Raw genomic sequence first — 26,887 nt, 5'->3', positions numbered from 1 at the left:
TAATAAAGGTTTGATGAAGCTAAGGGCTAAAATTCTTGTAATAATACCTATTTCGGGAAGGATGCAACAGATCGATCTCTAGTTATTACTTCCTGGTTCAATAGCCAGCTATGACAGTTGGCGCGGGCAAAAAAAATGCCTACCCAGAAGCGGGGCAACTCTTGCTAGTTATTAGCAGATTAATCACATCAATCTAAAATGCTGCTGACTCTTTTAGATCCAGAAAAAAATACCCCTCTGCAACAGTGGAGTTTCGAGAACGAGTCCATTGTCCGCATCGGCCGATCGCCTGAAAATCATGTTGTGATTCCCAATGCTTTGGTATCACGGGATCACGTGGAATTGCAAAGAGTTAAAAGCGGTGCTAACCGCCAGTGGTACTTAGTCAATTCCGGGACAAATGGCACTTTTGTTAACGGTACTCTCATGTCTCAGGGTTGGATATCCGACGGTGCCCTGATCCAATTGGCGCGGGACGGCCCAATTCTGCATTTCCAAGTTCTGACTATTCAAGTCGGCGGCAAAATTGAGGCGATCCCTACTCTCAATCCTGGGACGCCGCGGTGTACCCACGCGGGAAATCCGCCCGGTAATTTATTCTGCATCCACTGTGGGGAACCGATTAAAGTCGATCGCACAATCCGCCACTACCAAGTGCTGCGAACTTTGGGCCAAGGCGGTATGGGAACAACAACTTTAGCCTGGGATCGACAGAAAGCCAAAGCTCAACAACCGGGAAGTTCTCCCGCAGCTTCTCTGGTAGTTCTCAAGGAAATGAATGCTGACATGGCTCAAATAGTCAAAGCTCAAGAACTGTTTGAACGTGAAGCTAAAACTCTCAAAGCGCTGCACCATCCTGGTATTCCTCAGTTTTTTGACTTTTTTGTCGAAGGTGGCAAAAAATATTTGGTGATGGAAATGCTCCACGGCGAGGATTTAGAAAAACGCATTTACAATCGCGGGCCAGTTGCTCCCCAACAGGCGATCGAGTGGATGATCCAAACCTGTGAAATTTTGGACTACATTCACTCTCAAAAACCCCCGATCGTCCACCGGGATATTAAACCTGCTAATTTGCTAGTGCGCCACCGGGACAATCGCATTACAGTGCTGGATTTTGGCGCCGTTAAAGAAATCGGCACTCCTCCGGGTACTCGCATCGGCGTGGAAGGCTACACCGCACCAGAACAAGACCGGGGACAGCCTCTCCCTCAGTCAGATTTATATGCTATTGGGCCGACTTTGATTTTTTTGCTGACAGCCCAAAGCCCTCAAAAGTTTTACGGAAAAATTACTAGAGGTTACGGATTTAAGCTCGATAATATTCCGACGATCGGCCCGAAGTTGCGGGAGGTCATTCTACGAACCACAGCAGCTAAACCTGGGGATCGCTTTCAAACTGCTCAACAATTAGCTAGAGCTCTAGCCACTTGTCTTTAATAGAAGGAACAGTCATTAGTCATTAGTCATTAGTCATTAGTCATTAGTCATTAGTCATTAGTCATATCAAATCCAGTAGCATCGGAATTATTAATATTACCGAAATCAGGAGACGGCAGTGCCGTTTCCCTACAATTAATTAGGGTAGGGAAACGGCACTGCCTTGGACTCTATATTATTCCGGTGCAGCCAGAATTGATATCATTAGTCATTAGTCATTAGTCATTAGTCATTAGTCATTAGTCATTAGTCATTAGTCATTAGTTGGTAAACAGTCAACTGTCAACCCTTGTTTTGCGCTCTTCGGGCAAGCTGTCAACTGTCAACTGTCAACTGTCAACTGTCAACTGTCAACCGTCAACTGTCATCACTCATTAGTGAGAAGGAAAAAGTCTGCTGTCATTCGTCAGAAGTCACTCTGAAGAAGGAAGAAGGAAGAGAGAAGAGGGAACAAGGCAGAGGGAAGAAGTTAGCAACGGAAAATTTATTGATGAAATTTAGCCGATCGCCTTTTAATTTCGGGTGCATCTCATTTTGGCGAATATATACGTAGGGGCGAAGCATGACCGCAGAAAATAGGAGATTCTAACTAATAACTTATATTCGGTCATGCTTCGCCCTCCTCAAAAGTGATATGCACCCAAGTCCTAGGTTTCCTCTGTTATTCCTCGTCCCAACCTTCTACAGCTATCAACTCGCTCACGGGGTCTTGCATAGAAAAATCAAACTCTAGGAGTTGCTGTTTCCAGTAAGGCCATTCATCTCCATAAAGTAGAGCTATTTTCCAAATGCTGTCTGTCGGCTTGATAATGTCAGACGTGACAAGAGAATGCACCTGACGCTGGAACTTAACCATCGGCTGTATAACCTTCTGGCTCATAATACCTCTTGAATTGTTTAAATCTTGTTTAATTAACACTTCCCAGCGCACACTTTTTACCGCAGTTTCGCCAAGAACAGTCTCGCCAAGATACGTGTAGATTTTTGTCGGGAAGCTACATATTCAACTTGTATCTTAACACAGTTCATTTTGACAAGGGGCTATAAGCAGGACTGAAGAGTCAAGACCGACTGCAAAGAATTAATAATCTTTGGGATGTCCCGCTATATGCTGTCGATCGGCAGTAGGAGGTCTGCCTCCTTGATTATTTCCACATAATAGCAGATGCAATGGCTGCTGAGGATGGTTTTTGACAAGGCTGAGGTTCCGAGAAACTGCAATTACTGCTTGAGCGCTACTACAGCTTAATTTCCGCTTTCGGGCGAGTAAACTAAACTCCACCGCACTTGTTTCAGCTTCAACGCTGGCTTTGCTGTGAGAGGGGAGTCCGATCCGGCATCTACTAATTATAACTCTATTGACGGCAAAGGTGGTCAAAAATTGTTGGATACTGTTGATCGGCATCCCCGCGACTGTCGATCGACCATTGTAGACCGCCCGACACAGGCGTGCAATTCAACAGTTGACAGTTGACAGTTGACAGTTGACCGAAGGAGAGCGACCTCTACCCTTAAGTCCGAGGATTGGAGTAATGAATAGTCTGATTTTAATTTCTCCCGAGCAGGCGGGCGGGCTTTCAACCAATTCTTTCTGGTAAGTTCCCAACCCATCATCCTAAATCTCAAATCTCAAATCTCAAATCTCAAATCTAAAATTGTATGACTTGGAAAAGGCGACACATTCTCACTCTGGCTGATTTTACCTCCGACGAATACGACACGGTGCTGCAAACTGCCGCCAGTTTTCGGGAGGTGCTCGGCCGCCGCACCAAGAAAGTGCCCGCCCTACAGGGTCAAGTGGTCGCGAATTTGTTTTTTGAACCTTCAACCCGAACTCGCAACAGTTTTGAGTTGGCGGCGAAGCGGCTGTCGGCGGATACGCTGAATTTTACCCCAGGCAGTTCTTCTCTGACGAAGGGGGAAACCATTCTGGATACGGCTAAGACTTATCTGGCGATGGGAACGGATTTGATGGTGATCCGGCACGAACAGGCTGGAGTTCCCAGTACAATTGCTTCAGAAATGGATCGCTTGGGTTCGAGAGTCAGCGTTCTCAATGCTGGAGACGGCCAGCACGAACACCCGTCGCAAGGTTTGCTAGACTTATTTACTATTTGTTCTTTGTTAGATGCCGAACGTCCGCGACTGGAACTTTTAGCGGGCAAAAAAATTGCTGTGGTGGGGGATATCTTGCATTCCCGGGTAGCGAGGTCTAATATTTGGAGTTTAACGGCTTCGGGGGCTGAGGTTCATTTAGCCGGGCCGCCGACTTTGTTGCCGCTGTTGTTTGCTGAGTGTGGCAATGGTAGGGAAGGTAAGTTATTTTTGCACTGGCAGCTTGAACCTGCTTTGGTCGATGCTGATTTTGTGATGACTTTGCGGCTGCAAAAGGAACGGATGAGCCAGCATTTGCTGCCGAGTTTACGAGAGTATCATGCTTTGTATGGAGTTACGCGCGATCGGCTGAAACTCTGCAAGCCGGATGTGAAGGTGTTGCACCCAGGCCCGGTCAACCGCGGCGTGGAAATTAGCTCGGATTTGATGGACGATCCGCAATTTAGCCTGATTTCTCAGCAAGTTACCAGCGGCGTAGCGGTGCGGATGGCCTTACTGTATTTGATCGGTGGCGGTAAAGTTTAGCTAGACAGGCGGGAATCCCCGCGTCCATACCCGATCGAGGGTTGGCGTGGGATGAAAGCTGTGTAAGCGGACGATTGCACCTGCTCACAAGACGCTCTTGTCGTAGCCTGCGGGAGATGCGCGGGTGTATGATGATGCGAACAAATCCCTTGCACTTGCCAATGTTTTCAGCTACAATATTCTTAGAGCAATCAAAGAAGTAATCTAAGTTTCGTGTTAAAAGCTGTCAAAGTCCGAATCTATCCTACCGTTGCCCAGCAAGTACACCTGGCTCAAGCTTTTGGTTGTGTTCGTTGGGTCTGGAATCAGTCTTTGGCTACGATGACAGCGACCTATCAAGAGACTGGTAAGGGCGTTACAGCTATGACAATGAAGAAGTCCATACCTGTGTGGAAAGCTGAATTTGAGTGGTTGTCTGAGTGTTACTCACAATGCCTTCAACAGTCAGTTTTGAATCTGGGCGTGGCTTTTGGCAACTTTTTTGATGGTCGATCCCTGTACCCAACATTCAAGAAACGCCAAGGAAAACAATCTATTCAATACCCTCAAAACGTTAAAATCTTGAGCGATCGTGAGATTAAGTTCCCTGGTAAATTGGGTGTGGTTAAAGCCATAGTTCATCGGGATATTGAAGGCAAAGTTAAAACTGTGACTTTATCCAAAAATCCTGACGGCAGATATTTTGCTTCGATGCTATTAGATGATGGGACTGAATCGCCAGAATCCAGTAGTGATGGGAATATAATTGGGATAGATCTAGGTCTAACTGATTTTGCGGTGACATCTAACGGCTCTAAATATCAACATCCTAAAGCAACCCAAAAACATGAAAAGAACCTAGCTCGTAAGCAGAAAAAACTAGCTCGTAAAAAGGATAAGACGACTAACAAAAGTCGCAAAGCAAAGCTGGCGGTAGCTAAGGTTCATTCTAAAATCAAAAGAGTCCGCGAGGATTTTCTACACAAACTATCGCGCAGGATAGTAGACGAAAACCAAGTCATAGTAGTAGAAAATCTGGCAGTGAGAAACATGGTAAAAAATCATTGCCTAGCCAAGGCAATATCCGATGCTGGCTGGGGAATGTTCTGCACTATGCTTAAGTACAAAGCCGAAATGGTGGGCAAGATTTATCTAGAAATAGGTCGATTTTTTGCCTCAACTCATCTTTGCTCGAATACCTTGAAGCCATTGCCAAAAATGGATCTGTCTGTGCGTGCATTTGATTGCCCGCACTGTAAACAGCGACATGACAGAGATATCAACGCGGCGATAAATATCAAAAATGAAGGCTTGCGCGTACTGACGTTGGGAACCAGCGTTATTGCTCCTGAAGGCTATGTAAGACCAAAACAGTATGGGCGTAAGTCTACTACTGTGGCGGCTGTGGTTGTTGAAGGGAGAAGCCCACACTCTACCCGATCGAGGGTGAGTGTGTGGTAGTTCACGTTGTCAGTTGTTAACGATATATAGCGGATCTAGCGAAAGATTCGCGGACGTTGTTGCCAAGAGAACCCTATACGTTTAAGGCTTATATAAGCTGTCAGTCATACCTCATCTTTTTGAGAAAGGCTATAACTTCGGATCTTCGATTATTTGTTACCGTCCAGCGCCTCATGAAAAATAATCGTTACCAAAACCAGCTTGGTAACGATTCAAACTCTTTCTAGAAATGTAAATTACTCTAGTTAAGAATTAGTCAAGCCACGCAGTAGAAACCCAGCCCCCACCTGCAAGTTTAGCCCAGCCGTGCTTGTAATGACCGGTCAATTTCACATTGTCTCCATTGTGTAACTTGCCGATGACATGAGAACAGCGACTGGCCCGGTGGCGGATATTCAGTCTGCCACCATTGGTGGCAACTTCGGCGTAGCTGTGATGGCTGCGACCGCCGCAGCGCTTGTAGTGGCAACCTGCCTGTGCTTCGCCACTCACACTCAGAATAGACAGGGCTACTGCCAGACCTGCAACGCCTACCACGGCAGATTTAGGAATTTTCAATTCCAGTTGGAGCTCGGACTCTGGAGATTCATAAGCAACAAAAGAGTGGCTCAATGCTAGTGCTTCCATAGTTTCCTCGTGATTGTGATTAACGTTTTTTCGTGCAGACTCATTTTATACTCCCCATGCCTAAAGGCGAAGGGATTCTTGACAAATCCGAATCTGGATTTTTACTCGTGGCTATCAAGTCGCCCCTACCCGCTCAGTTGAGATTTCTCCAAACATTGCGTATAGTTTTTTGACGCTTTCAGACCATCGCTAGCCAATCGCTAGCCAACAGATATACTACGCTCTACAACCTGCCATTATTTGCCCTTTAACTATTCCGAATCTTCTGGCGTCGGATATGTCAGTTGCCGGGATTTCTCCGTACTAGGATGTTTCAACACGTAGATGGTTTCTCCTACTTGCTTTGGTGACTTTAACACAACTATTTCGATTAGTGTGTAAAGAAATATTCAAGGCGGTTGAAACCGCAACGGAATTTTCCCGGTGTCGGTATTCCGGAGTTTGCGTCTTGTTCTTTGGTCAAAACAGGCGCAAGAGGTTGTTACCGTCTTGCTTTTGCCGAGTATAGGCTTGCTTTGGCTCAACTCTGCACAGGTATATCATGTCATTTAAGTAGCTTGGTGGAGCAAAAAATAAATAAAGTTTACATTTTCTGCTGAAAATTTGGACTGCGCCGATCGCAATCGGGGTTAAATTTAACTTAACTGTGTCATTCAAAAGGGAATGCAGTCATCGCTTAGAGTTGGAGATGGCTTGCAGCGAGTTGGGCATGATACTGCTTATTTTGGTGTGGTTACTGATTGAGTTGCTACAGCCCGATCGACTGTTCGATCGCACAAGTCTCCTATTCATATTCCAGCACCGTGTGAATTTGGTTCGGGCGAGTTATATTGACCCGATCGCACTGTTACAGCCGTTCGGGGCCATAGACATCTTGCTAAAGATTGACTTTTATGTATCCATGACAAAGATGCAAGATCGATCGCTCGCGACTTGATTTGTGTCAAGATCGATCGAGTTCTCCCGCACCATTTCTTTCGCAATGAACTATAGCGCTGCACTTTCGATCGGCACAATTCCTCAACGGAATAGTAAAGACAGTTTTGCCATTACCTTAGCTCCTTTGTCTGTAGAGGAAATCTACACTTTGGCAGATGACCCAGCGAACGGAGCCGTGGTAATGATGAGCGGTACAGTCCGCAACCAAACTGACGGTCAAGCTGTAGTTTCGTTAGAATATCAAGCCTACGAACCGATGGCCGTGCGAGTATTCCAGCAAATCGCTACTGAAATGCGCCGCCAGTGGGTCGATGTCAATCGGGTCGTCATTCACCACCGCGTCGGACACTTGCAGGTGGGGGAAATCAGTGTGCTGGTGGCTGTGGGCTGTCCCCACCGAGGGGAGGCTTTTGCAGCTTGCCAGTACGCCATAGATACGCTCAAACACAATGTACCGATTTGGAAAAAGGAACATTGGGCCGATGGTTCTAGCAGTTGGGTTAGTATTGGAGCGTGCGAAGTTACCGGTCATTAGTCAGAAGTCGATCGCAGTTTCCGAGTCCAGGAACCAATCGCGATCGGGCAGCGTCAAACACAGTGGAATGTTCGATGAGCCAATTCCACACATGAGCGAATTTATTTCCGTGTCCTGGTCTGCGGTTGTGGCGACCGTTGAAAGAGTGCAATTGCCATCCGAAAAACTCTCTAATTATGACTTAGTGTTGCGGTGTCAGGAAGGAAATCGACCTGAGAGCACTGCCTTTTCAGAACTTTTGAAGCGGTATCAGTCCCACGTAGACAGGGTTCTGTATCACCTAGCCCCTGACTGGCAAGACCGAGCAGATTTGGCTCAGGAAGTCTGGATTCGAGTTTATCGCAATATTAACCGCTTGCAAGAGCCAGTTAAATTTCGGGGCTGGCTGAGTCGCATCGCCACTAATTTGTTTTACGATGAGTTGCGTAAGCGCAAGCGGGTGCGAACTCCGCTGTCGTTAGACGTACCCCGTGCTCTGGAAGATGGGGAGATTGATTGGGAACTTCCGGCCGACAGTCCGGGGCCGGATGAAGATTTGACAACCAGAGAATTTTACGATCAGTTGCGAGTGGCGATCGCAGATTTGCCGGAAGTATTCCGCACGACAATTGTGTTGAGAGAAATTGAAGGTTTAGCCTATGAAGAAATAGCGGAAATGACCGGAGTTTCTCTCGGAACGGTCAAGTCAAGAATTGCTAGAGCTCGCCAAAGGTTGCAGTTACAATTGCAAAAATATCTCGACGGTCATTAGCAAGGGTGATTTCCGAGGCGGGTTAAGAAGATTTGGTGAAGTTTGCTGTGACATCAAAGCTTCTATTTTACAATATAAATAAGCAGTAAATCATTCTAATAGCGAACAGATGCTTCCGCTAATTTTACAAGTGGTGTGAAATATGAATTCTAAATTTGAATCGGATAAAAATCAGAATGATCAAGGTATTGGGGATTCGCTCGCCCAAAGTCAAGGTAACAACAGTTATCCCCAAGGGAATGTAACTACTATGATGCGGGATCGCTTTGAATTGTTGAGTGCCTACATCGATGGCGAAGTGACGGCGGCAGAACGCCGGGAAGTTGAGGAATTGCTGACAAACGACCCCACGACGAAGCGTTTGTACTCCCGACTAATGATGATGCAACAGGCTTTTGGGTCAATGCCCGTACCTGCTGCGGAACAATCTGCACAGGATTTGGCGGCAAAGATTGTGCAGCGCGAGAAACGCCAGACGAAACGGACTTGGGTTTTGGGTGGAGGTGCGATCGCAGCTTTGTTGATTGCAGCAGTGGCTGGTGTCGCTGGCACTCGTCAATTGTTTGCTCCCCAGTTTGCTACATCCCCCGTTCTTCCTGAATCTGACGGTTTGATTGTCGCTTTAAACGAGCCTGTAGTAGAGATTGTTAATCCCAACGATTTGATGCTTGGGGTGAATGCACCCGTGATGGATATTCCGAAAGCTGTAGTAAGCCCTCACAAGTCATCGCCCAAGGCGCAGTAAAATTTCTGTTTTGATCGATAACGGAATATTTTTTAAGAAGACCGGGCGGTTGAAACCGCTTCTATACAAATAAAACCCGCCTCCGCGGGTTGAATACCCGGCGGTTTCAACCGCGTTTTTTTCTTCATTCCGCTTGGCGTGGAATTCGTTTGTGTAGTTTTACCTCGAATTCGTATTCCAGGGGCGCTTCGCCACATACGAATTTGAGGTCAACAGGTTTCAACCGCCGTCTTATCTTTTGGACGAGTTTCCTCAACCCATTCTTGATAACAATCGCTCTGTGGGTGTTCGCTTCTACAGTAGTTCCAGCGCCGCCGCAATTACCTCATCCACCGAAGAATATTTACCGCTTTTGACTTGCGCTTCAATGAATTGATTACGATCCGGTTTTAGAGTAATGTGCACGATCTTTACTTCTATAGTCCTGGACGCACGGGTGGTCAGAAACCGTGTTTTTTTACGAAAAGACGCATTTTAGGCTATAGATTAGGTAAAAAACCCGGTTTCTTAGGTCTTAATTCGATCGCGAACTGTTATAAAAACTTTTGGCTATTATATCATTTCTACTGGGTCTCAAGTGTAAAGGTGAACGGGAGGGCGATCGATCGCAATTAAACTCGATCGCCAACGCCCCTAAGTAGGGAGCCAGAGGCCATCGGCATAGGGCCCGACCTCTGTCCAAGGGCGATCGCGCTCTAACTCTTGACTCGCTTCTACCAGCCATCAGGGCTCTTCTATAGTGCATCCCCTCTCACTTCTAGCTTGCTTAATCCTTTCTCGTCCCTCCTCAGAGGCTTTGAGGGTCGTCGAGGCTTTGAGGGTCGTCACTGTATAATTTACTTATTTATTTGTCAATGTCAGTTTTCGATCGGTTTAGCGATCGCCAACTGAGTTTGTCAAGACGCGAGCAACCAAGAGACAATGATAAGGACTACAACGGGAGCATCCCTATTTCGTAAAAACCGTTCGTTTTTTGTGCTTGAGTGCGATCGTCCCCCACAGCTAAGCCTGTATATGCCAAATTGGCTCTATATTTCCAGGGATCGAGATGTTCGCACTCCAGTCAAAGAAAGCCACTCCTTTTTTAACTAAAAAATTACCCATTAAATAATGACAAAGGATAGCAACCAAATGAGAGATAACATGGATGACATTCCGTCGGGTGGGATAGGCATAAAAGTCCTTGGCAAAATAGCCGATCAGCTAAGCTATACCCGTACTTATGACAGTCGAAACTGTTTGTTCCTGATGAAACATTATCAGCCCCAAGACAGCACTCAAGCTAGTGGTGTTAAGCGACCGATCGATGTTTTAAATAAATGGTTTCAAAAACAACGAGATACCGAATCCGAGGTCAGTTCAAACCAGCCACTTCAAAAAATCAGCCTTACAAGTAATTCTGATATCAAGGCGGTTGCTAAAGTTTTATCTTGGGTCGATCAATTAGAGCATCTACAGATTCCAGAAGCAGTTTTTCACCAATGGAAACTTGCAACAATCGAAGGATTTACAAATGCTGTTCGCCATGCTCATAAAGACCTGCCCTTAGCAACTCCAATCGAGTTGGAAATAACAGTATTTCCAGAACGCCTAGAAATCAAAATTTGGGATTGTGGGAAGCCCTTTGACTTGGAAGCAAAACTGCAAGGAGAATTGGCAGAAACAAGTCCGTTTACCTGGAACGAGCTGGGATTTACCCTTCGCTAACATGACTGTACGCACGGGTGACCACAAACCGGGTTTTTTACGAAAAGATGCCTTTTAACCTGCATATTAAGGAAAAAACGCGGTTTCTTTGGTCTATTTCTAAGTCCTAAATTTACCATGAAAAAAGTTTTTTGTCATGACTGCTAATGCACATTGGAGACTGCTTCAGCATTGTTTGAATAATTCTAGATCGATACAGTTGAGTTGACATTTTTAGTCCGAGGGACGAAGCAGTCGCAGTATTTATTTTTCACAGCTTTTTATGTCCAAAATAGTCTTAAATCAAGCGTATTGGTCTATCTGTTAATAAACATTGTCTTATAAATATACGTCGGTACAAATTTGATTAAATTCGCAATTACTAAATTGCAGAGATGGGTTCGCAGACATCCATCAAACCCACAAACAATCTCATAAACTCGCCCTCTCTTTGCCATGATTTACATCAACATCCTACTACGAATTAGCGGTACATTTTTATTTAAGTCCACGCAGCTATATACACAACCCGAAAACCGAGGACGTTAAAGTCGATGTCCGGCGCATCGTAGTAGCGAAAAGCAGAGCGGCAGAGCCACGGACTGAGGAACCACGAACCCCCGCGCAGCATTCGAGCTTGGTAATCCTCATTGGTATTGACCAATAAATCAATACTGTTTTGATAAGGACGATCGTGTCTTGAAATGAAAAGCTTTACACTGTAGGAGTTCCAGCATATCTTGGCATACCTCATCTTTCTGAGAAAGGCTATATACATACAATTCTGAGCGCCGCAATTATCTGTCGATCGTTAAATATTTCCAGCCTGTACTACCTCAACATAGCACTCAAGCTGGTCGTTAGAAGCGATCGAGCGATGTGTTCGGGATTATGGTTACAGGTTCGATCGCAATTCGCGATCGGAAAACTGGGCGGTTGAAACCGCGTCGATACAAACAAAACCCATTCCAAGCGGGTTGAAGTTGAAGAAAACCCGGCGGTTTCAACCGCGTCGATACAAACAAAACCCACTGCAAGCGGGTTGAAGTTGAAGAAAACCGCCGTCCGATCTTATTTTGTCAAAAACCGATTTTCCCACGTCCCATCGGGCAGCCAGATGCCTCCTAGGGCACGAACGCGATCGCGCAACATGAAGTATGTCCAAGCTGTGCCTAAGGGTTTGAGGTGTCGATCGCAAATTTCGATTTCCTGCCGCTGATATTCGTTTTCCGTCGGTTCCCGCTGCGGGTGATAGTCTTCCAGTCTGTCTAAATCGTCCAAAATAGCGGAATTTGCGAAACAAAGCAGAAAACCATAGACAGTGCCCTCTCCGACCACCATTGCAGGATAGCCGATCGGCAGTGCAAAAAGTTGGCATTGACGTGCGATCGCGGGCAAAGCATCCACAACCTTTCCCTCGCAGTAGCGCAGATAGTTGCACTCCCCCGGTTTGAGAGTGCCGTAGACAAAGACTTTCATCGGGTAGGGCCTAATCGCTAGTTTTTGCTATATTAGATGCCTAAGCTAATAGTTTAAGTCTCGCGGGCGATCGCGACCGCAATCTTGATAAATTTCGTTGTTTACCCTTTCTTATAATTCATGACTCTAGCAGTTAGTTTTATTGCTTTTGGACTTCGGCCCTTGTACCTGAGCTCTTTTTTGCCCGACTTACCCCTAGACGGCTTGTTTTCCACTCAAGGGATCATGGTGATGCTGCTAGCCGCCTATGCGGGGGCGATGTGGATGTTTCTCACCAGTGCTCCCAAGGTACACACGGTGATGGTATCGGATCTCGCACAGGCGAGGGAGTTCTATGAAGGTATGCTAAGCCTTCCTGTAGCAGAAGTGCCGCTGCATTACTACTACAATTACGAACAAACCTTGGGGACAACGGGTATCGACCCCCTGTATTTGTCGCCCAATGTCGGGAGGGGAACGAGCTCTCAAACGATGGGGAGTCCCGAGGGTTTGTGGTATCAGTTGATGAAAAATACGCAACTGCACATTATTAGCGGGGCTGGCGCAGGCGAAAAAAATCGCGAACGTCATGTTTGTTTCGATCGCGATTGTTTGGATCAGCTATTAATGAGAGTACAAACTCGCGGGATTAGTTATAAAATTCGCCGGGAAAAGCCGCTTAATTTTTTGGTTAAGGATTATGATGGGCGCGTGATTGAAATGGCTGAGGTTAGTAATTAGATCGGAGTAGGCGGTTGAAACTCGGCGGTTGAAACTCGGCGGTTGAAACCGCGTCTATACAAACGATGTCCGCCTCCGCGGACTGAAGATAATAACGTAAATTTAACGGCCTGTTTTCAACCCGCGGAGGGGCGTGAGTGTCTGTGTAGCCGCCGTTTCCAACCGCCCGGTCTTCTTCTTTGTCAATTAATCTTAGCTTCAACGCTGGATTTTTCCGCTGTCGCCGCTGCTTTAATCTCTGCAACTGTCTTGCGGCTGAAGAGTTGGAAATACGAAGAAACAAAGAATTCTTTAACTGGGAAAACGATCAAAGTCAAAGGATTGATTGTGACGATGATATTGCGGACATCAGCTTTAGCTTGTTTGACAATTTGCTGCGCTACCCAGTCAGGAGACATAATGCCGATCGGGTTTAAGTTGCTTTTGAACGGCCCTAAAATCAGTTTGCGGACGATACAGGGCGCATCCAGCCGTCGCAGAGTGACTAAATCTCCCAGGGCACGCTTGCTGAGTTCGTACAGGGGACTGACAGCGGGAATCACTTCGGCTTCGGAAGTGTTGATCCAAACTTCTTTGCAAGCTATATTTTCATTAGTGCGAACTGTTAAGAAAAACAGTTCCATCAGCCGCCATGCCGAAAAAGTGTTAATTTCGTAGGAATTTGCGATCGCCTCTCCGGTTCTTTCTTTCTGTAAATTAATCCCGTGATTGATGACGAGAATATCAATTTTTTCTAACAATTTAGCTAAATCAGCCTCTTCGCCAGCCTGCCAAGTTACGGTTTTTACAGGCAAAATCTCGCCGTCTACATTCACAGTAATTTCCTCATTTCCAGAGGAGAGGGCGATAACTTTTGCACCAGCTTTGTGCAGGTGTTTCAGAAGCAAACGCCCCAATGTTCCTGATGCGCCGGTGACGGCGACAGTTTTGCCTTTGAGAGAAAGTGCTGTACCCATAAGTTTATCTATTAAGGTGAAAGTACCGCAATAGTAAGCATTTTGATTGTCGAAATGATGCTTCCAGTGGTAAGGTTTATTCACAAACCATTTACCGGGGATAGTTTGGAAGTTTCCCGGTTGGTGGGTGATGTCGGTTAACTCGTCTGCGCCTTTGATTCCGATCGCGCGGGCGATCGCACTCAACAAAAAGCTTAAAGTATAAATACAACCCGCTGCTGCGCCCCAGTGATATTGCGGCAACGCAAAATAAGCTAAAACCCACAGCAACAAGCCCAAAACCATCATCGCCGCAGCTTCGGGCACATCGTGACGCCAGTGCGCTTGCTTGTAAATTGTCTCGCTGACGGGCGTCAAATTCGGGCGAAAAACCCGGTGATGCCAATTGTGCAGCTTTTGCAGTGGCGGCACATAATGAGACGCGACGTGATAAAAGTCTCGGATGATTTCTGCCCAAAAGACAGAAGCTATTGCTACAGCGCCGACTATCCAGTAATTTACCATGCTCGCACCAGTTTGAAATTTGAGATATTAGATGATTGTCTGCTTTGAAAGATAGCTCAAAATGGCTTTTCTCGCTAGTCTGGCAATTGACTCAGGCGTTTTAAAATCTGCAAAACGCGGTACAATTCATTGCCGGGATTGGAAACAACAAATTCAGGCGATCGGGCATACTGCAAAGTTTCGCCTCTGACTAACTTGACAAAAGAGAAGTTAGCACCTGTGGAAATCATCCCAAAAGTAGGAGTTTCTGGATTCGGATCTGCCAGCATATATGTCAGGAGTTGGGAAAGTGCTTCGTCTGTTGAGAAAGCAAGTTGTTTGGATTCAATTACTGTCACCCATAGGTTTGCTTTCATAATTAAGATATCTATTCTACCTTCGATGATTCTGCCTTCGTCTTCTTCTTGAATGGCGATCGACTTTTCGGCTTTGACTTGAAAAGGAGACTCAAAGAGACCGGCAATAAACAAAATCGGGCTGATGATTGTTAGCTTGACTGCATTCTCCAACACAGGCGGGGTGTCTACTAAGTTAAAGTATATGTCTTGAACGCGATCGAGCAATTGTTTCTCCGAGTCTGTTACTTCGGGCAAGTTTTCTTGCCATTCTCGGAAAAACTCTTGATTCCGCACTCGCTGTAAACCGAAGTTGTCGATTAAATAGCGGAGGTTGATATCTCTTGCTTGTAGTTTTTGCATGATGATTGATAAAAGTTTTTATGGTTATTCATAAGTTTAGCACGATCGGGATTTTGAACCGCAGATAAAGGCAGATTAACGCGGATGTAGGCGAAGCCTTCCCGAAGGGTACGCAGATGAGATACAAGGTGTGTTTATTGGGATTTGCGATCGCCCTTTTCCTGTTTTTGGGCTGCTTGCATTTCCAGTAATTGCGGTACGGTGACAAAACGGTATCCCTGCTGTTTGAGTTTGGGAATAATTGCAGATACGGCCTCGACTGTTTGCTGGCGATCGCCACCACCGTCATGCAACAATACGATCGCCCCTGATGTCGCTTGAGACAGCACAGTACGGGCTATAGCAGCCGCCGGAGGTTGCGAAAAGTCCTTAGGATCGATCGACCACATCACCACCACATAATTTTTCTTTTTGGCGTAATCCGCAAAACCGTTATTTAAGCGCCCACCGGGAGGACGAAACAACAAACTTTTCGCCCCAGTCGATCGATAAATGTGCACTCCTGTATTATCAATTTCATCCGATGCTGTTTTTTCGTTAACATTGTGATAAAAGTGATGCCAAGTATGATTGCCGATCGCATTTCCCGCCTTTACTACTTGTTTGGCAATTTCTGGATTCTCTCGCAAATTTGCACCCAAGCAGAAAAACGTAGCTACCGCGTTATGTTTCTGCAATATTTTTAATATTTTCAAAGTTTCCGCAGTTGGGCCATCATCAAAAGTCAGGGCAATAACTTTTGAGTCGCTGATACTTGCTTGGTAAACAATTTGTCCGCGAAATTGCGCCGGTGGTGCGAATACTAAAGGTTCTACGACAGGTTTGGGAGACGGAGTTGCGGCGGGAGAAGGAAGTATTTGGGGTTTGGGTGGTTTCAGCAGGTTTGGTGGGGGATTGCCAAAAGGGGGGATTTGGGCTAACGAATTTGAATTTGCGGTTTTTAGGCGATCGGGAAATAGCAAAATTAGGGCGAGCGCTACGACAAGTATAAAGGTTTGAATTGCAGATTTTTTAGTAAATTTGCGAGTCATGCACTGTACTATTTGCTGTTAACGATCTAATTATCGCTTACAGCTTTGCCAGCTTGAGAGTTGGCTAAATTAATTTTTGTTTAAAAACAGCGATTTACGCCACGCCAAAACCTTCAGCTAAAAGTTTGGCGAATCTTAAAATTATTGTATTTTGGGGCCAATATACCCAATGATTATCTTTCCCGGCCCTAATTCTGTGCAGAAATGAAGTCGCCAAGCTCCCGGTGTCATGCGGACGTGCAAACTGAACATACGCTTTGTTCCGTCAAGACATTTAATATTTAGTTGCTCTCTAAACTGCTTAAGCCTTGACTCGCTCTCTGGAGATACCTTGCTAGGAAGCTTCTCTAAATCCAGCGCTCCGTCTGTCCAATTTTTGGATAATGCCTCAAGCTCAAATAACTTTCTGACAATTTGTCGTAACATTGTTGGATCGACAACGCTTTGTATCTGTTCGCTAAGGCGATCGCAAAATTCCAGGCTGGAGAATAACTCAGCTCGACGGTTCCAAAGCTCTAAACCGTCAATAACTCCTGTTAGCTGGCGCTTTTGAATCCAATCATCGTGTTCGATAACGTGGTTTTTCTGACTAGCATGAATAACCTCTACAATTTCTTCTATCAGCTCCCCACTCTCATCAATTTGTGTTAGTTCTAACTTGATGCGACTGCTATTCCACAGCAATTCAGAATTCAGACTAATTGCCAGTGTTTCAAGATAGTGAGCAACTTTAAACCCTTCGGCTTGGCTACCCTGTAAACTTAACTCACAATTTGGATCTTCAACTTTTATTTTAATCTTTAGATCGGAAATATCAACGGATAAAGGAGTCTTAGTTGCCAGAGTTCTCAGAAAAGTCCGCTCATCTCGATTAACTTGATTATCGTTACGCCAACTAGCAAGAGGATAGTTTTCTGCGAGAACCATAGCATGAAAATCTGCTGGAATGCGAATTGCCTTCAGCCCACAGCGTTTAGCTTCAAGCATCGTACTAATCAATTCCGACATCCATTGTCGTGCTATAGAAATATCAGGAGCAAGATTTCGCGCGGACAGTTCATTAAACACCATCTCCAAATCCATTACTTACTCTCCTTGCACCGCAGGTTCCAACAAAATCTCCAAGCTATTGTCCCACTCATCAAAAAAACCATCGGGCCAGCGATCGATTCGTCCGTTGCGATCGATCTTTGGAGATATTACTTCAGTCATAGCTTGTTGTTCTTGATTTTGACGCTGGAAGTAATGCAACTGAACATCTTTCGGATCAAGTTTCCCCCCGTGAACCGCTAGGCGAATCCCATTTAAAACATGATCGCTGTGAGTTTCTATCACCACTTGAACGCCACCGCTAGCTGCCAAAGCTAACAATTCACCCATTTTAACTTGTCCTTTGGGATGAAGATGTGCTTCAGGATTTTCAATTAAAAGTATTGTACCCGGTGTTGATGCAAGTGCCGCTACAATAATCGGTAAAGTGTAGCTAATTCCAAATCCCACATTAGTTGCACGGTAAGGATTGCTATCTCCATAGGAATATTGAAAACTCATCAAATCGACATCCGATTTGGCATCAATTTTAAGGCGCGTCCCTGGACTAATTTCTCCCATCCACGCCTCAACTTGGTCGATTAAATCCATTGATTTATTCGCATTCTGTGCCAAATTTTGCCTTTTCAACTTTACATCGGGATGGCTGAGATTACTATTAGGGATAGTCGCACGCGCATTAATAGCAAGAAAATGTGCAGCATATTCGCCTTTAATTCCCAGTTGACCGAGCTGTCGTACTTGGTAATCAGACATTTCATTAAATGGGCGCGGCCCAAGCCTTTCTGCCTGAAGATAGTGAAAATCATTGCCAAAAAGATTCGATTTATAGACTTCAGAGCTAACTGGTTCCGAGTCAATGTTTAACACATCTACTTCTCTGTCATATTTGAAACGCCATGTCGCTTTGTTATTATTTTCCCAAACAATGCCAAAACCAATGAAGTCTTCTTTTGCTCCCTCAAAAAGTGCGTCTCTAGCAGTACCGATATTCACAAAATAGCCATTAAGTGCCAACCCTTTTTCTGGCAGTAAACCCTGTTGGTAAGATTGTCTTAGCAGTAGGAGCGATTGCATAACAGAAGATTTACCCGTGCTGTTCAAACCGGAAAATAACGTTAATTTTTTGAATTGCAATAACTGATTCGCAAAAGGTTTAAAGTTGAGCAAGTGGAGCGAAGTAATCATGTCAACACCTCCTGAATTATTTGTTCAATTATCATAAATCTGTACTCGATTTTTTCCGCTGCTTGAGAAATAGAAGTCAGAAAATCTCGATCGCTATCTACATAGTTTCTAAATTTTTCAATCAACTGCTCCTTTTGCTGCTTCAATATATCAAGTTGTTCGTCGCTAAGCAAACTGAGATTAACAGACCAAACTTCAAACAATGCTTTATTAATCGGAAACATTTTTGTTTGGTGTTGGGAGATTTTACGAAACGCATTTTTCCCAAAGATTTTCCAGGCTGCTACCATAGCTTTTATGAAATTATTTTCAATTACTTTTAATTCGGGTTCCGACATATTGTTAATTTTAGATAATGCTTTACTTAAAAACAAATTTCTCTTTTCAGATTGATAATCTTTATAAGATGTAAGCGTAAACGCTAAAAAACCTAGTATGAATTCGCGATCGTCCATTCGCATTTTACGCAACTTACTCAGCTTAGTAACTTGCTGGAATTCAGTAGATATAGCAAGTTTAGCTAAGAATTTTGTTGCCTTACCGGGGTTGAGAGCATGGCGCAGTTCTTGAGGAGACATGGGCAATCCACCTGTATTAATTCGTTTGAAAATATTATATTTAACTTCAGGAGGAGTACCTTTTTCAATCAAATAAACTGTCACCTGAGTCTCTTCAATTCTTCGCTGGTATCTGCGTTCTATTTCATCGTAAGTTTTGTCCTCTAAATTGAGCAGGTATTCTAGTCCGCATAACTTGAGTGTTTTATCGCTCATAAATTGCTTCAGAGCAGATAGCCGCTGCAATCCATCCACAACTAACCATTTATCTTCATCAGTTGCATCTATATAAAAAGCTGGTAATGGAATCCGAATCAGGATAGATTCAATCAGTCTGCTTTTTGCGTCATCTTTCCAGATGTTTGCATGACGCTGAAAGTCGGGTGCTAAGTCAAGAGCTTCCTCATTGATTCTTCTTAGGAGTTGCTCGATGGTTGGTTCTCTGGTGAAAATATTAATTTCATCAGGATCGTATATCAATTTGTCGGTTTCATAAAGTTCATCACCGTTATCTTCTTCTTGACTCAAATTTAAGTCATTAATCATTGAATCTTGGTTGGATACTTGCTGTTCTAGTTCTGGCTGACCTACCATAGGAAATACTCCTTTGTGTTAACTTTTATTATAATTCCGTATTGTCCTAATAAAACTTGGATGACGCTGCGCTCCTAACAGGAAGGAACATTTCCAAAAATTATCGCACAAATTGCCGCTTATAGAGACGCTACGAATTGCGTCTCTACAAATAATTAGACTACAACCGGCAAGTTTGCCGCGCCCTTTCATCCTCCGGTTCTTGCCACCCAAAAGAAAAATGGCTCACCGCATTAATTTGCGGCGTTGCAGCACGAATTGCCCGCATTTGAATCTCCAAAGACGGACGATTTTTCAGAGATTTTCCCCAATCTCCGGCAATAGCAGGAATGATTTTTGCTCCCGGAGGCGCTAAACTCAACGTCCGCTGCACCTGCGGCACAATGCAGCTTACATTCCCACAATTGCCGTAAGACATCGCGTGGAATTCCACCCCAGCCGGAAACCTGTCCCAAGGCTGCAATCTCGAATCAAATCCCCCTTGATTTATCTTTTCATTTCCATTAGGAAAAAACACCGCTCCTACAGGAATCCCCATTCTTTGAGCTGGTTGAGTCGCCATCCCAAAAAAATCTAAAATTCCTTGGACTGCGTGAGCAACGCTCAGTTGCCAGAGGTCTTTTTGCAGAATGCCGGTATCGGGAAGCGGCCGTGTTGGTGTCGGTTTTGGTGTGGGAGTTGCAGGGTTTTGCGATTTGGTAGCGGGAGTTATTGAAGCTGCTTTTGATGTGCTATTCCCTCTTCTAGAAGCTGGAGTTGCTACTGGTATCGCTCGCGGAATTCGCCCCTGCCAAAGAGGTTCTTGCTCGGTTGGATACTGTTTGACTACTGCTTGAACGTCATTAGTATTGATAAATCCTTTAGTCAAATATCGCTGAATTAAATCTCGTCCTTGCTGATTGTTAGCCCGCTGTAAAAGCATTTGCTGTGATGCTGAACCGTAAATCCACAAGTCTTGAACTTTGGTAGCAACTGAGGCAGGCCCGACGCCCCGCACATAACGAATGTAGTCGAATAACATTCCTTGCGGCCTGCGCTTGACTATTTGATTTACTAACAAACTATAGTCTTGCTTTGCTTGCGGATTGTAGGGATCGACAAAGGCGTGGGTGGCGTGACTTTCTCCGGTTTGGTCGTCTAAACCTGCGTCTTGAATTACTGTTAAACTTGTCTGATTTTTGCCGTTGAGGGCGAGGGTTTGCTGTCTGTCGGAACGCTGAGCATAGGTATAGCCAAAGTTCATGGTAAATAACCAGGCGTATACTTTTAATCCTCGCTGTTTGCCTTTGGCGATCGCCTTTTCCAACAAATCATACTTTTCGTAGCCGCGATTTCGCAAAACCGAAGGCCAAGCAGTTGGATTATCTGCGGCTGGGAGGAGCACTTGACCGTCGTAAAACACTTCGACGTAGACTTGATTGTAGCCTTTGTTGACAACTTTGTCTAATACGCGATCGATCTCTCCGGGCCTGACATCGCAGGGATATAAACGCAACCAAACTGCTTGGGTTTCGGGCCAAGTTTTTTGGCGGCATTCTGCGATTTCCCGTGCGTGTTTGCTCAAGACGGCAAAATATGCTTGCTGGGATTCCGGTTTTCCTGACAGGGCGGCGCGGCGCAAGTCTTCTTTTTGATTGACTTGCTCTTTGGATAATTGACAATAGGCTGATGTTTCGGCAAAAGCTGGTTGATTTTCGATAAATGGCAAAACAAGCTGGCTGATGAAGCTACTGGTTAAAACAGCAGTTACCGCACTTAAACAGCGTCGCTGGGATTGAAAGTTGGCGATGCGAGTTGGTGCAATTTTCATGGGATAATTGAATCTGGTTTTTTAGTTGAAATTGGGTGGCGATCGCATTTTTGGCGATCGCGCAGACGCACAGCTACAAATTTTCTACTTTTTTTTAGGTTTACCCCGTCCAACAACAGGTGCAAGCCCCCCAATCGAGTTGTGGAGAACCCTAATCTTAGATCAAAGTTAAATTTCCCAGACTAATCTGTGGAGTCAGTCAATCTCAAATCTAAAATGGACTGACCTAGTTATGGCACAAGTCGATCGCACAATGCAAATGTCAATGGCGGCTAACCCTACAGCAAAATCCTGCAAAAAAAGCGCCTGGGTACAGCCGGCGCTAAAAGCAGTTGATATTTCTACTAAAAATTGTTGATTATCAAATATTAAGGATAAAAGATGAATTATTCAAATTATCTTTTATCCCTAATGTTTGAGATTAAGCTCCTCTATTGAGAGCAGATTCTACTTGCTGAAATTCCGACTCAAGACGTTTTTTCAACTTTTCAGGAACGGGACGGTTTGGATAGGAACTGTAATGTCCAGCCAAAGAGTTTAATGCCGTCCGCATTGTGGTGAAAGATGCCAGCTTTGTAAGAGCGGGATCGCGGCGGTATGCTGCGAAAAAATCATTGATACTTGTGCGAGCAGTGGCTTGAGCGGCTGCTTTTTCCGGCGTGCCTTCTGGCAAAGTAAGCGCTGTTCTCAAGCTGGTGACTAATGCTAATGTATCTTTGCTGTAGTCTCCGCTCAGAGTGGCAGGAACATTGGTACAGCCTGCTACGCCGATGACAACAACTAATACCAGAGCTAACAGACGGGAAATGTAATGCTTCATAAGGCTTAGAAAAATGGAGGCGAAAGCGGCAATCAAAATTAACCTTTATCCTATCTCGAATTGACCTAATTATGTCAACTTTTCAAGATTTTTGCATGGATACCATGAAAAGTAAAATTTGTCAATCTCACATAGATTGATATCATATCCGCTCGAACGACCACAATCAAATTGGTTTGATCGTTCGGGCTTTAGTCCGCATCCACTACTAGGACTAAAGTCCTCACTACAAACTATTTTTATTAGGGATAAGTGAGCAGACATAATATGATTTATCAATCTCAACTCTCAAATCTAAAATTGATTGATTTGTCCGGAAACGACGGATAGAATTTGAGTCTGGCGCAGCCACTGACTGTCAAAAGCGCCTAGGTGAGTGGTAGTAATCAGAGTTTGAAATCGTTCTTGAATTGTTTCTAAAAGTTGATTTTGGCGGCTCAGATCGAGTTCTGCAAGTACGTCGTCGAGCAATAGTAAAGGTGCTTCTCCCACGACTTCTTCAATAAGCTGCAATTCGGCTAATTTTAATGCTAGTACGAGAGTTCGCTGCTGACCTTGGGAGGCGTACTGACGCGCTGGGGTGTTGTTAATTGTAAATGTAATGTCGTCGCGGTGCGGGCCGACTAAGGTGGTTCCTTGAAATTGTTCTGCGATCGCCCTTTTTTGAATTTTCTCTAAAAATGCTTGCCGCACTCCTTCGAGATTGTCTTTACCGATTAATTCCGAGCTGACTTCAATATTAGCATCGTATTTGACATCTAAAACTTCTGTGGAACCGCTAATTGAACCGTGCCAATTGCGCGCTAAAGGCATCAAACGTTCCAAAATACGATCGCGCCTGCGGATTACCCGAGCCCCGGCTGTCGCCAACTGTGCGTCCCACAAGGCTAATTCTGAACTGGGAATGGGGGATTGGGCATTGGGCATTGGGAATGGGGCATTGGGCATTGGGGATTCTGCGATATTTTGGTCTTCGGGAGTTTCAGATCCGATAAATCGCATTTTGTCCAAACTTTGGGAAAATTCTGTTTTTCTGGTTTCTCTAGAACATTTTAACAGAGCGTTTCGCTGGCGCAAAATTTGGTTGTACTGGTGCAAAATGTGAGCGTAAATCGGCTCTAGTTGGATGACTAGCCGATCGATCCAGTTGCGCCTTCCTTCGGGCCCGCCGCGCACTAAGTCTAAATCCAAACAGGAAAATTGTACTACATTGATGACGCTCAAGAAGTCTAAATGGCGGCGCAGCGGTTCGCCGTTGAGCTTCAGGCTGCGGCGCGCCCCGGAGCGCAGTGTTAAAGATAAGTCGATCGCTCCGGTTTGACGTTCGAGTGTAGCATCTATTTGGGCGATCGGCTTTGAGTCGAGGATTAAGTCGCGATCGCGCGATACTCTGTGGCTTTTTAATGTCGAAAGCAACTCTACCGCTTCTAACAGGTTAGATTTGCCTTGGGCGTTATTTCCTACTAATATGGTTTTGGGAGCGTCAAAGGCTACCTTTTGATCGAAGTAGTTGCGAAACTGCCGTAGGTGCAGTGTTTTCAAATACATAATATTGTTATTGGTTAGTTGTTATTCGTTATTAGTTATTGGTAATACAGTCATCGTAGGGTGTGCATTGGGCACCTTACCTAATTCAAGGGCAAATCGGTGGAATTCCATTTTTTGCGGATCGTTGTGCTTGCTATGACTTGATGGTGTTGAAAATCTTGCCAAGTGTCAGCGACCTAACGAATAATGAAACAGCGCTCATTATCCGTCAGCCGTTAACACTATTTGCGAGCTTTGTATAAGCGCACGAACAGTTTTTCCATTTCAATCCAGACAAACATTAGGGCGCTGAATCCGAAGCAAATCATCAATTCAAAAGGCGTTAAATAGTGAGTTCCGAAAAATGCTCTCAGCGGTGGAACGTAAATCAACATTAATTGCAAAGCAGTAGTCACAATCACAGCTCCCCACACAAAAACATTAGTGAAGGGATTTAACTCGATCGTTAGCTGAGTGTTAGATCGAATTGCGATCGCATGACCCATTTGCGCTAAACACAGAGTAGTAAATACCATGGTTTTCCAAGCATCTGGATCGCCGTGTCCGGGAGTGTGAGTATATCCGTAAGCCCAGGACATCATCGCGATCGTCAAAATTGCAAAGATAATCCCGATCCGAATCATGTAAGAACCCAAACCCCGGGCAAAAATACTTTCGCGCGGACTGAAAGGAGGTTTTCTCATCACGTTTGGTTCGGCTGGTTCCACGGCTAAGGCCAAAGCCGGAACGCCATCTGTTACTAAGTTCATCCACAAAATTTGGAGGGGCGTCAGCGGTACTCCTCCCAAACCCAATAAAGGTGCAGCGGCAATTGTCAAAACTTCGCCGATGTTGCTGCCCAAAATGTACTTAATAAAGCGGCGAATGTTGGTATAAACGACTCGCCCTTCTTCGGCGGCGGCGACAATAGTTGCGAAGTTGTCGTCGAGGAGTACCATATCGCTAGCTTCTTTACTGACATCGGTGCCGGTAATCCCCATTGCAATGCCGATATCGGCTTGTTTCAAGGCGGGCGCGTCGTTAACTCCGTCGCCTGTCATGGCGACAAATTTGCCTAAACTTTGCAAAGCTTGGACAATCCGCAATTTGTGTTCGGGGGAGACGCGGGCGTAAACGCTGACGTGTTCGACTTGTTGTTTTAGTTGTTCTTGACTGAGCTTTTCTAATTCTTGACCGGTGAGAACTCGATCGCCCTCTGTCGCAATACCTAAATCGTAGGCGATCGCCTGTGCCGTCAACTGGTGATCTCCTGTAATCATCACCACCCGAATCCCTGCATCGCGGCACTTCACCACGGCTTCCCGTACTTCCGGGCGCGGCGCGTCAAGCATACTGACGAGTCCCAGCCAAATCATCTCTTGTTCGCTGATTTCCTCGGAACCTTCGGGCGGCACGTTTTCCCAGATTTTGTATGCAAACCCGAGGACTCGCAAACCCCCGCTTGCCATGTTATTGTTTTCGGCGAGGATGCGATCGCGCATTTCCTGGTTTAAAGGTTGTACTCGATCGCCGACTATAATTCCTTGACAGCGCTCCAAAGTCAACTCGGGAGAACCTTTCGTCAGCATCAAATAATTCTGCTGCTGTCCGTTTGGTGCGGGAAAGCCCGAATGTCCCGAATGTCCGGGTACTTCGCAAATTACGCTCATCCGCTTGCGTTCGGAAGAAAAAGGAAACTCCGCCGTGCGCGGCAGCAATTGAGACTGTTTTTCCCTATAAATGCCTGCTTTTCCCGCTAAAGATAGCAGAGCTCCTTCCGTAGGATCGCCCAAAATCTTCCATTCTTGCTGTTCGTGCTGCAATACTGCGTCGTTGCAAACTGCACAAGCAATTAATAAAGATTCGAGTTCTGGATATTCTTCTAAATTATTAATTTGGGTCGAGGTATGCCGATCGGTAAAATCTCCGATCGGGGCATAGCCGTCGCCTGCAACACTGATAGTGCAGTCGCCTGTAGATAGTAGCTGCACTACCATTTTATTTTGAGTCAGAGTACCTGTTTTGTCGGAACAAATGGTTGTTACCGAACCCAAAGTTTCTACAGCCGGCAGTTTGCGAATTAGAGCGTTTCGCTTCACCATCCGCCTAGTTCCCAGCGCCAAAGTAACTGTGACGACGGCCGCAAGTCCTTCGGGAACGACAGCCACAGCCATGCTGAGAGAAACTTCTAACAATTCTTCAAATCTGCTGGTATCGAACCCAATGCTGCCGTTGTTGAAGGTAATCATCCCACCGATGACGACAATTGCCACTAAGCCTAGGGCGCCGGAGACTAGAACATTTCCCAACTGTCCCATCCGCTGTTGTAGGGGAGTTGGTTCGGTTTCTACTGACTGAAGCATGGCGGCAATTTTGCCCAATTCCGTTTGCATTCCGGTGTTGGTGACGATCGCCTTGGCCCGTCCCTGAACAACTTCTGTCCCCTGAAAAATCAGGTTGAGTCGATCGCCCAACGAAGCATCTTCGGGAAGTTCGAGATCGGCTTGTTTGGTAGCTGCGATCGCTTCTCCCGTCAAAGCAGATTCTCTGACTTGCAGGTTGGAAGCTTCGATCAAGCGCCCGTCTGCTGCTATTTTTACCCCAGCCTCCAACAGCATCACGTCTCCGGGTACGAGTTCCTTGGCTGCGATTTCCGAAGTTTTGCCGTCCCGCAGGACTCGGACTAGGGGGGAAGAGAGGTTTTTGAGGGCTGCGAGGGCTTTTTCGGCACTTTGCTCTTGGAAATAGCCGAGAATGCCGTTGAGTATGACGATCGCAAAAATGGCGATCGCATCTTTCGGAAAAGTATTTGACCTGATATCTAAGAATGCAGAAACCACCGCCACACCTATCAGCATCAACAACATGATGTTGGTGAACTGATCGACAAAAATCGACCAAGCACTGCGGCCTCCTGTTTCTTCGAGTTCATTGGGGCCGTATTGCTGCAAGCGTTCGGACACCTGTTGGCTGCTCAAGCCCCCGTCTTTGTTACTGCTTAGCTGCTGGAGGGTTTTATCAATTGGTACGGTGTGCCAAGAAGATGGAGAATTTGAAGACATAAATTACGATCGAGCATGGGGCAATTAGGGGACTGCGGCCGAACAAGTTACAGCCGATGAATGTGGCTGATGGCAGTAAAAGAGTTTT

Annotated in this window: 25 protein-coding genes; 9 read left to right on the top strand and 16 right to left on the bottom strand. The window is 45.4% G+C overall.

All coding sequences use genetic code 11. From position 1 onward, the window contains the following. Positions 1–198: 198 nt before the first annotated feature. Positions 199–1,440: a protein kinase gene (locus JGK20_RS00985; protein ID WP_293181982.1), complete on the top strand. Its 1,242-nt coding sequence runs from the start codon at positions 199–201 to the stop codon at positions 1,438–1,440. A gap of 661 nt (positions 1,441–2,101) precedes the next feature. Here JGK20_RS00985 and JGK20_RS00980 read toward each other — a convergent pair. After that, positions 2,102–2,320: a DUF4327 family protein gene (locus JGK20_RS00980; RefSeq protein ID WP_293181980.1), complete on the bottom strand. Its 219-nt coding sequence runs from the start codon at positions 2,318–2,320 to the stop codon at positions 2,102–2,104. A 201-nt stretch (positions 2,321–2,521) separates the two neighbouring features. Continuing rightward, on the bottom strand, positions 2,522–2,845 hold the full coding sequence (locus JGK20_RS00975) for a hypothetical protein (protein ID WP_293189827.1): 324 nt from the start codon (positions 2,843–2,845) through the stop codon (positions 2,522–2,524). A gap of 254 nt (positions 2,846–3,099) precedes the next feature. Between JGK20_RS00975 and JGK20_RS00970 the strand changes: the two genes are divergently transcribed. Beyond that, positions 3,100–4,080 carry an aspartate carbamoyltransferase catalytic subunit gene (locus tag JGK20_RS00970; RefSeq protein WP_293181976.1) on the top strand — a complete coding sequence of 327 codons (981 nt, stop codon included), beginning with the start codon at positions 3,100–3,102 and terminating at the stop codon, positions 4,078–4,080. A gap of 213 nt (positions 4,081–4,293) precedes the next feature. After that, a complete protein-coding gene (locus JGK20_RS00965; RefSeq protein ID WP_293181974.1) occupies positions 4,294–5,520 on the top strand; it encodes an RNA-guided endonuclease TnpB family protein in 1,227 nt (408 codons plus the stop codon). Positions 5,521–5,772: 252 nt separating this feature from the next. Here JGK20_RS00965 and JGK20_RS00960 read toward each other — a convergent pair whose 3' ends face one another. Further along, the gene (locus JGK20_RS00960) at positions 5,773–6,132 is read right to left on the bottom strand and encodes an SH3 domain-containing protein (protein ID WP_293228927.1); all 360 of its coding nucleotides are present in this window, start codon (positions 6,130–6,132) and stop codon (positions 5,773–5,775) included. Between the two features lie 724 nt (positions 6,133–6,856). Here JGK20_RS00960 and JGK20_RS00955 point away from each other — a divergent pair. The 4 genes from JGK20_RS00955 (at position 6,857) to JGK20_RS00940 (ending at position 9,117) form a co-directional block, all read left to right on the top strand. Next, positions 6,857–7,084, top strand: a complete 228-nt coding sequence (locus JGK20_RS00955; RefSeq protein ID WP_293189830.1) for a hypothetical protein — start codon at positions 6,857–6,859, stop codon at positions 7,082–7,084. Positions 7,085–7,129: 45 nt separating this feature from the next. After that, positions 7,130–7,621: a molybdenum cofactor biosynthesis protein MoaE gene (locus JGK20_RS00950; RefSeq protein WP_293181968.1), complete on the top strand. Its 492-nt coding sequence runs from the start codon at positions 7,130–7,132 to the stop codon at positions 7,619–7,621. Between the two features lie 91 nt (positions 7,622–7,712). Beyond that, a complete protein-coding gene (locus JGK20_RS00945; protein ID WP_293181966.1) occupies positions 7,713–8,372 on the top strand; it encodes a sigma-70 family RNA polymerase sigma factor in 660 nt (219 codons plus the stop codon). Between the two features lie 142 nt (positions 8,373–8,514). Then, a complete protein-coding gene (locus tag JGK20_RS00940) occupies positions 8,515–9,117 on the top strand; it encodes a zf-HC2 domain-containing protein (RefSeq protein ID WP_293181964.1) in 603 nt (200 codons plus the stop codon). A 294-nt stretch (positions 9,118–9,411) separates the two neighbouring features. Here the strand turns inward: JGK20_RS00940 and JGK20_RS00935 are convergent, their stop codons facing one another. Next, positions 9,412–9,522, bottom strand: a complete 111-nt coding sequence (locus JGK20_RS00935; protein ID WP_293181962.1) for a type II toxin-antitoxin system ParD family antitoxin — start codon at positions 9,520–9,522, stop codon at positions 9,412–9,414. A 738-nt stretch (positions 9,523–10,260) separates the two neighbouring features. Here JGK20_RS00935 and JGK20_RS00930 point away from each other — a divergent pair. After that, the gene (locus JGK20_RS00930; RefSeq protein ID WP_293189833.1) at positions 10,261–10,824 is read left to right on the top strand and encodes an ATP-binding protein; all 564 of its coding nucleotides are present in this window, start codon (positions 10,261–10,263) and stop codon (positions 10,822–10,824) included. A 481-nt stretch (positions 10,825–11,305) separates the two neighbouring features. Here JGK20_RS00930 and JGK20_RS00925 read toward each other — a convergent pair whose 3' ends face one another. Beyond that, positions 11,306–11,581 carry an SUMF1/EgtB/PvdO family nonheme iron enzyme gene (locus tag JGK20_RS00925; protein ID WP_293187195.1) on the bottom strand — a complete coding sequence of 92 codons (276 nt, stop codon included), beginning with the start codon at positions 11,579–11,581 and terminating at the stop codon, positions 11,306–11,308. A 293-nt stretch (positions 11,582–11,874) separates the two neighbouring features. Next, a complete protein-coding gene (locus JGK20_RS00920; RefSeq protein WP_293189834.1) occupies positions 11,875–12,282 on the bottom strand; it encodes a gamma-glutamylcyclotransferase family protein in 408 nt (135 codons plus the stop codon). Between the two features lie 120 nt (positions 12,283–12,402). On the opposite strand from JGK20_RS00920, the gene JGK20_RS00915 reads away from it, so the two are divergent. Further along, on the top strand, positions 12,403–13,002 hold the full coding sequence (locus tag JGK20_RS00915; RefSeq protein WP_293144617.1) for a glyoxalase-like domain protein: 600 nt from the start codon (positions 12,403–12,405) through the stop codon (positions 13,000–13,002). A 182-nt stretch (positions 13,003–13,184) separates the two neighbouring features. Here JGK20_RS00915 and JGK20_RS00910 read toward each other — a convergent pair whose 3' ends face one another. The 10 genes from JGK20_RS00910 to JGK20_RS00865 form a co-directional block, all read right to left on the bottom strand. Next, positions 13,185–14,462 (bottom strand): bifunctional sterol desaturase/short chain dehydrogenase, encoded by a 1,278-nt coding sequence (locus tag JGK20_RS00910; RefSeq protein ID WP_293184170.1) that lies wholly within the window; start codon positions 14,460–14,462, stop codon positions 13,185–13,187. Between the two features lie 74 nt (positions 14,463–14,536). Then, entirely contained in the window at positions 14,537–15,160 is a 624-nt protein-coding gene (locus JGK20_RS00905; protein WP_293184168.1) for a restriction endonuclease subunit R, read from the bottom strand. Between the two features lie 134 nt (positions 15,161–15,294). After that, the gene (locus tag JGK20_RS00900) at positions 15,295–16,191 is read right to left on the bottom strand and encodes a polysaccharide deacetylase family protein (protein WP_293228925.1); all 897 of its coding nucleotides are present in this window, start codon (positions 16,189–16,191) and stop codon (positions 15,295–15,297) included. 141 nt (positions 16,192–16,332) lie between these two features. Next, the gene (locus JGK20_RS00895) at positions 16,333–17,274 is read right to left on the bottom strand and encodes a hypothetical protein (RefSeq protein ID WP_293189838.1); all 942 of its coding nucleotides are present in this window, start codon (positions 17,272–17,274) and stop codon (positions 16,333–16,335) included. Positions 17,275–17,277: 3 nt separating this feature from the next. Beyond that, positions 17,278–18,429: a DUF3696 domain-containing protein gene (locus JGK20_RS00890; protein WP_293189839.1), complete on the bottom strand. Its 1,152-nt coding sequence runs from the start codon at positions 18,427–18,429 to the stop codon at positions 17,278–17,280. Then, positions 18,426–19,580 (bottom strand): DUF262 domain-containing protein, encoded by a 1,155-nt coding sequence (locus tag JGK20_RS00885; RefSeq protein WP_293189840.1) that lies wholly within the window; start codon positions 19,578–19,580, stop codon positions 18,426–18,428. Before JGK20_RS00885 ends, JGK20_RS00890 begins: the two co-directional genes overlap by 4 nt. Positions 19,581–19,740: 160 nt before the next feature. Then, positions 19,741–21,390, bottom strand: a complete 1,650-nt coding sequence (locus JGK20_RS00880; RefSeq protein ID WP_293189841.1) for a family 10 glycosylhydrolase — start codon at positions 21,388–21,390, stop codon at positions 19,741–19,743. 421 nt (positions 21,391–21,811) lie between these two features. Then, the gene (psb27, locus tag JGK20_RS00875; protein WP_293184160.1) at positions 21,812–22,210 is read right to left on the bottom strand and encodes a photosystem II protein Psb27; all 399 of its coding nucleotides are present in this window, start codon (positions 22,208–22,210) and stop codon (positions 21,812–21,814) included. Positions 22,211–22,504: 294 nt separating this feature from the next. Beyond that, positions 22,505–23,758 carry a DNA replication/repair protein RecF gene (locus JGK20_RS00870; RefSeq protein ID WP_293228924.1) on the bottom strand — a complete coding sequence of 418 codons (1,254 nt, stop codon included), beginning with the start codon at positions 23,756–23,758 and terminating at the stop codon, positions 22,505–22,507. Positions 23,759–23,979: 221 nt separating this feature from the next. Then, positions 23,980–26,799: a cation-transporting P-type ATPase gene (locus tag JGK20_RS00865; protein WP_293184156.1), complete on the bottom strand. Its 2,820-nt coding sequence runs from the start codon at positions 26,797–26,799 to the stop codon at positions 23,980–23,982. Positions 26,800–26,887 lie beyond the last annotated feature (88 nt).

The sequence above is a fragment of the Microcoleus sp. PH2017_05_CCC_O_A genome (assembly GCF_020738785.1).
Lineage (GTDB): Bacteria > Cyanobacteriota > Cyanobacteriia > Cyanobacteriales > Microcoleaceae > Microcoleus.
This window is presented reverse-complemented; position numbering and strand designations above follow the sequence as displayed.

Excerpts from the sequence above, each read along its gene's own strand:
- JGK20_RS00910 (WP_293184170.1), bottom strand. The coding sequence starts at position 14,462 with ATGGTAAATTACTGGATAGTCGGCGCTGTAGCAATAGCTTCTGTCTTT.
- JGK20_RS00905 (WP_293184168.1), bottom strand. The coding sequence starts at position 15,160 with ATGCAAAAACTACAAGCAAGAGATATCAACCTCCGCTATTTAATCGAC.
- JGK20_RS00920 (WP_293189834.1), bottom strand. The coding sequence starts at position 12,282 with ATGAAAGTCTTTGTCTACGGCACTCTCAAACCGGGGGAGTGCAACTAT.
- JGK20_RS00950 (WP_293181968.1), top strand. The coding sequence starts at position 7,130 with ATGAACTATAGCGCTGCACTTTCGATCGGCACAATTCCTCAACGGAAT.
- JGK20_RS00890 (WP_293189839.1), bottom strand. The coding sequence starts at position 18,429 with ATGATTACTTCGCTCCACTTGCTCAACTTTAAACCTTTTGCGAATCAG.
- JGK20_RS00985 (WP_293181982.1), top strand. The coding sequence starts at position 199 with ATGCTGCTGACTCTTTTAGATCCAGAAAAAAATACCCCTCTGCAACAG.
- JGK20_RS00870 (WP_293228924.1), bottom strand. The coding sequence starts at position 23,758 with ATGTATTTGAAAACACTGCACCTACGGCAGTTTCGCAACTACTTCGAT.
- JGK20_RS00945 (WP_293181966.1), top strand. The coding sequence starts at position 7,713 with ATGAGCGAATTTATTTCCGTGTCCTGGTCTGCGGTTGTGGCGACCGTT.
- JGK20_RS00880 (WP_293189841.1), bottom strand. The coding sequence starts at position 21,390 with ATGAAAATTGCACCAACTCGCATCGCCAACTTTCAATCCCAGCGACGC.
- JGK20_RS00975 (WP_293189827.1), bottom strand. The coding sequence starts at position 2,845 with ATGCCGATCAACAGTATCCAACAATTTTTGACCACCTTTGCCGTCAAT.
- JGK20_RS00900 (WP_293228925.1), bottom strand. The coding sequence starts at position 16,191 with ATGACTCGCAAATTTACTAAAAAATCTGCAATTCAAACCTTTATACTT.
- JGK20_RS00940 (WP_293181964.1), top strand. The coding sequence starts at position 8,515 with ATGAATTCTAAATTTGAATCGGATAAAAATCAGAATGATCAAGGTATT.
- JGK20_RS00925 (WP_293187195.1), bottom strand. The coding sequence starts at position 11,581 with ATGTATATAGCCTTTCTCAGAAAGATGAGGTATGCCAAGATATGCTGG.
- JGK20_RS00915 (WP_293144617.1), top strand. The coding sequence starts at position 12,403 with ATGACTCTAGCAGTTAGTTTTATTGCTTTTGGACTTCGGCCCTTGTAC.
- JGK20_RS00865 (WP_293184156.1), bottom strand. The coding sequence starts at position 26,799 with ATGTCTTCAAATTCTCCATCTTCTTGGCACACCGTACCAATTGATAAA.
- JGK20_RS00955 (WP_293189830.1), top strand. The coding sequence starts at position 6,857 with ATGATACTGCTTATTTTGGTGTGGTTACTGATTGAGTTGCTACAGCCC.
- JGK20_RS00885 (WP_293189840.1), bottom strand. The coding sequence starts at position 19,580 with ATGGTAGGTCAGCCAGAACTAGAACAGCAAGTATCCAACCAAGATTCA.
- psb27 (WP_293184160.1), bottom strand. The coding sequence starts at position 22,210 with ATGAAGCATTACATTTCCCGTCTGTTAGCTCTGGTATTAGTTGTTGTC.
- JGK20_RS00895 (WP_293189838.1), bottom strand. The coding sequence starts at position 17,274 with ATGGATTTGGAGATGGTGTTTAATGAACTGTCCGCGCGAAATCTTGCT.
- JGK20_RS00980 (WP_293181980.1), bottom strand. The coding sequence starts at position 2,320 with ATGAGCCAGAAGGTTATACAGCCGATGGTTAAGTTCCAGCGTCAGGTG.
- JGK20_RS00930 (WP_293189833.1), top strand. The coding sequence starts at position 10,261 with ATGGATGACATTCCGTCGGGTGGGATAGGCATAAAAGTCCTTGGCAAA.
- JGK20_RS00970 (WP_293181976.1), top strand. The coding sequence starts at position 3,100 with ATGACTTGGAAAAGGCGACACATTCTCACTCTGGCTGATTTTACCTCC.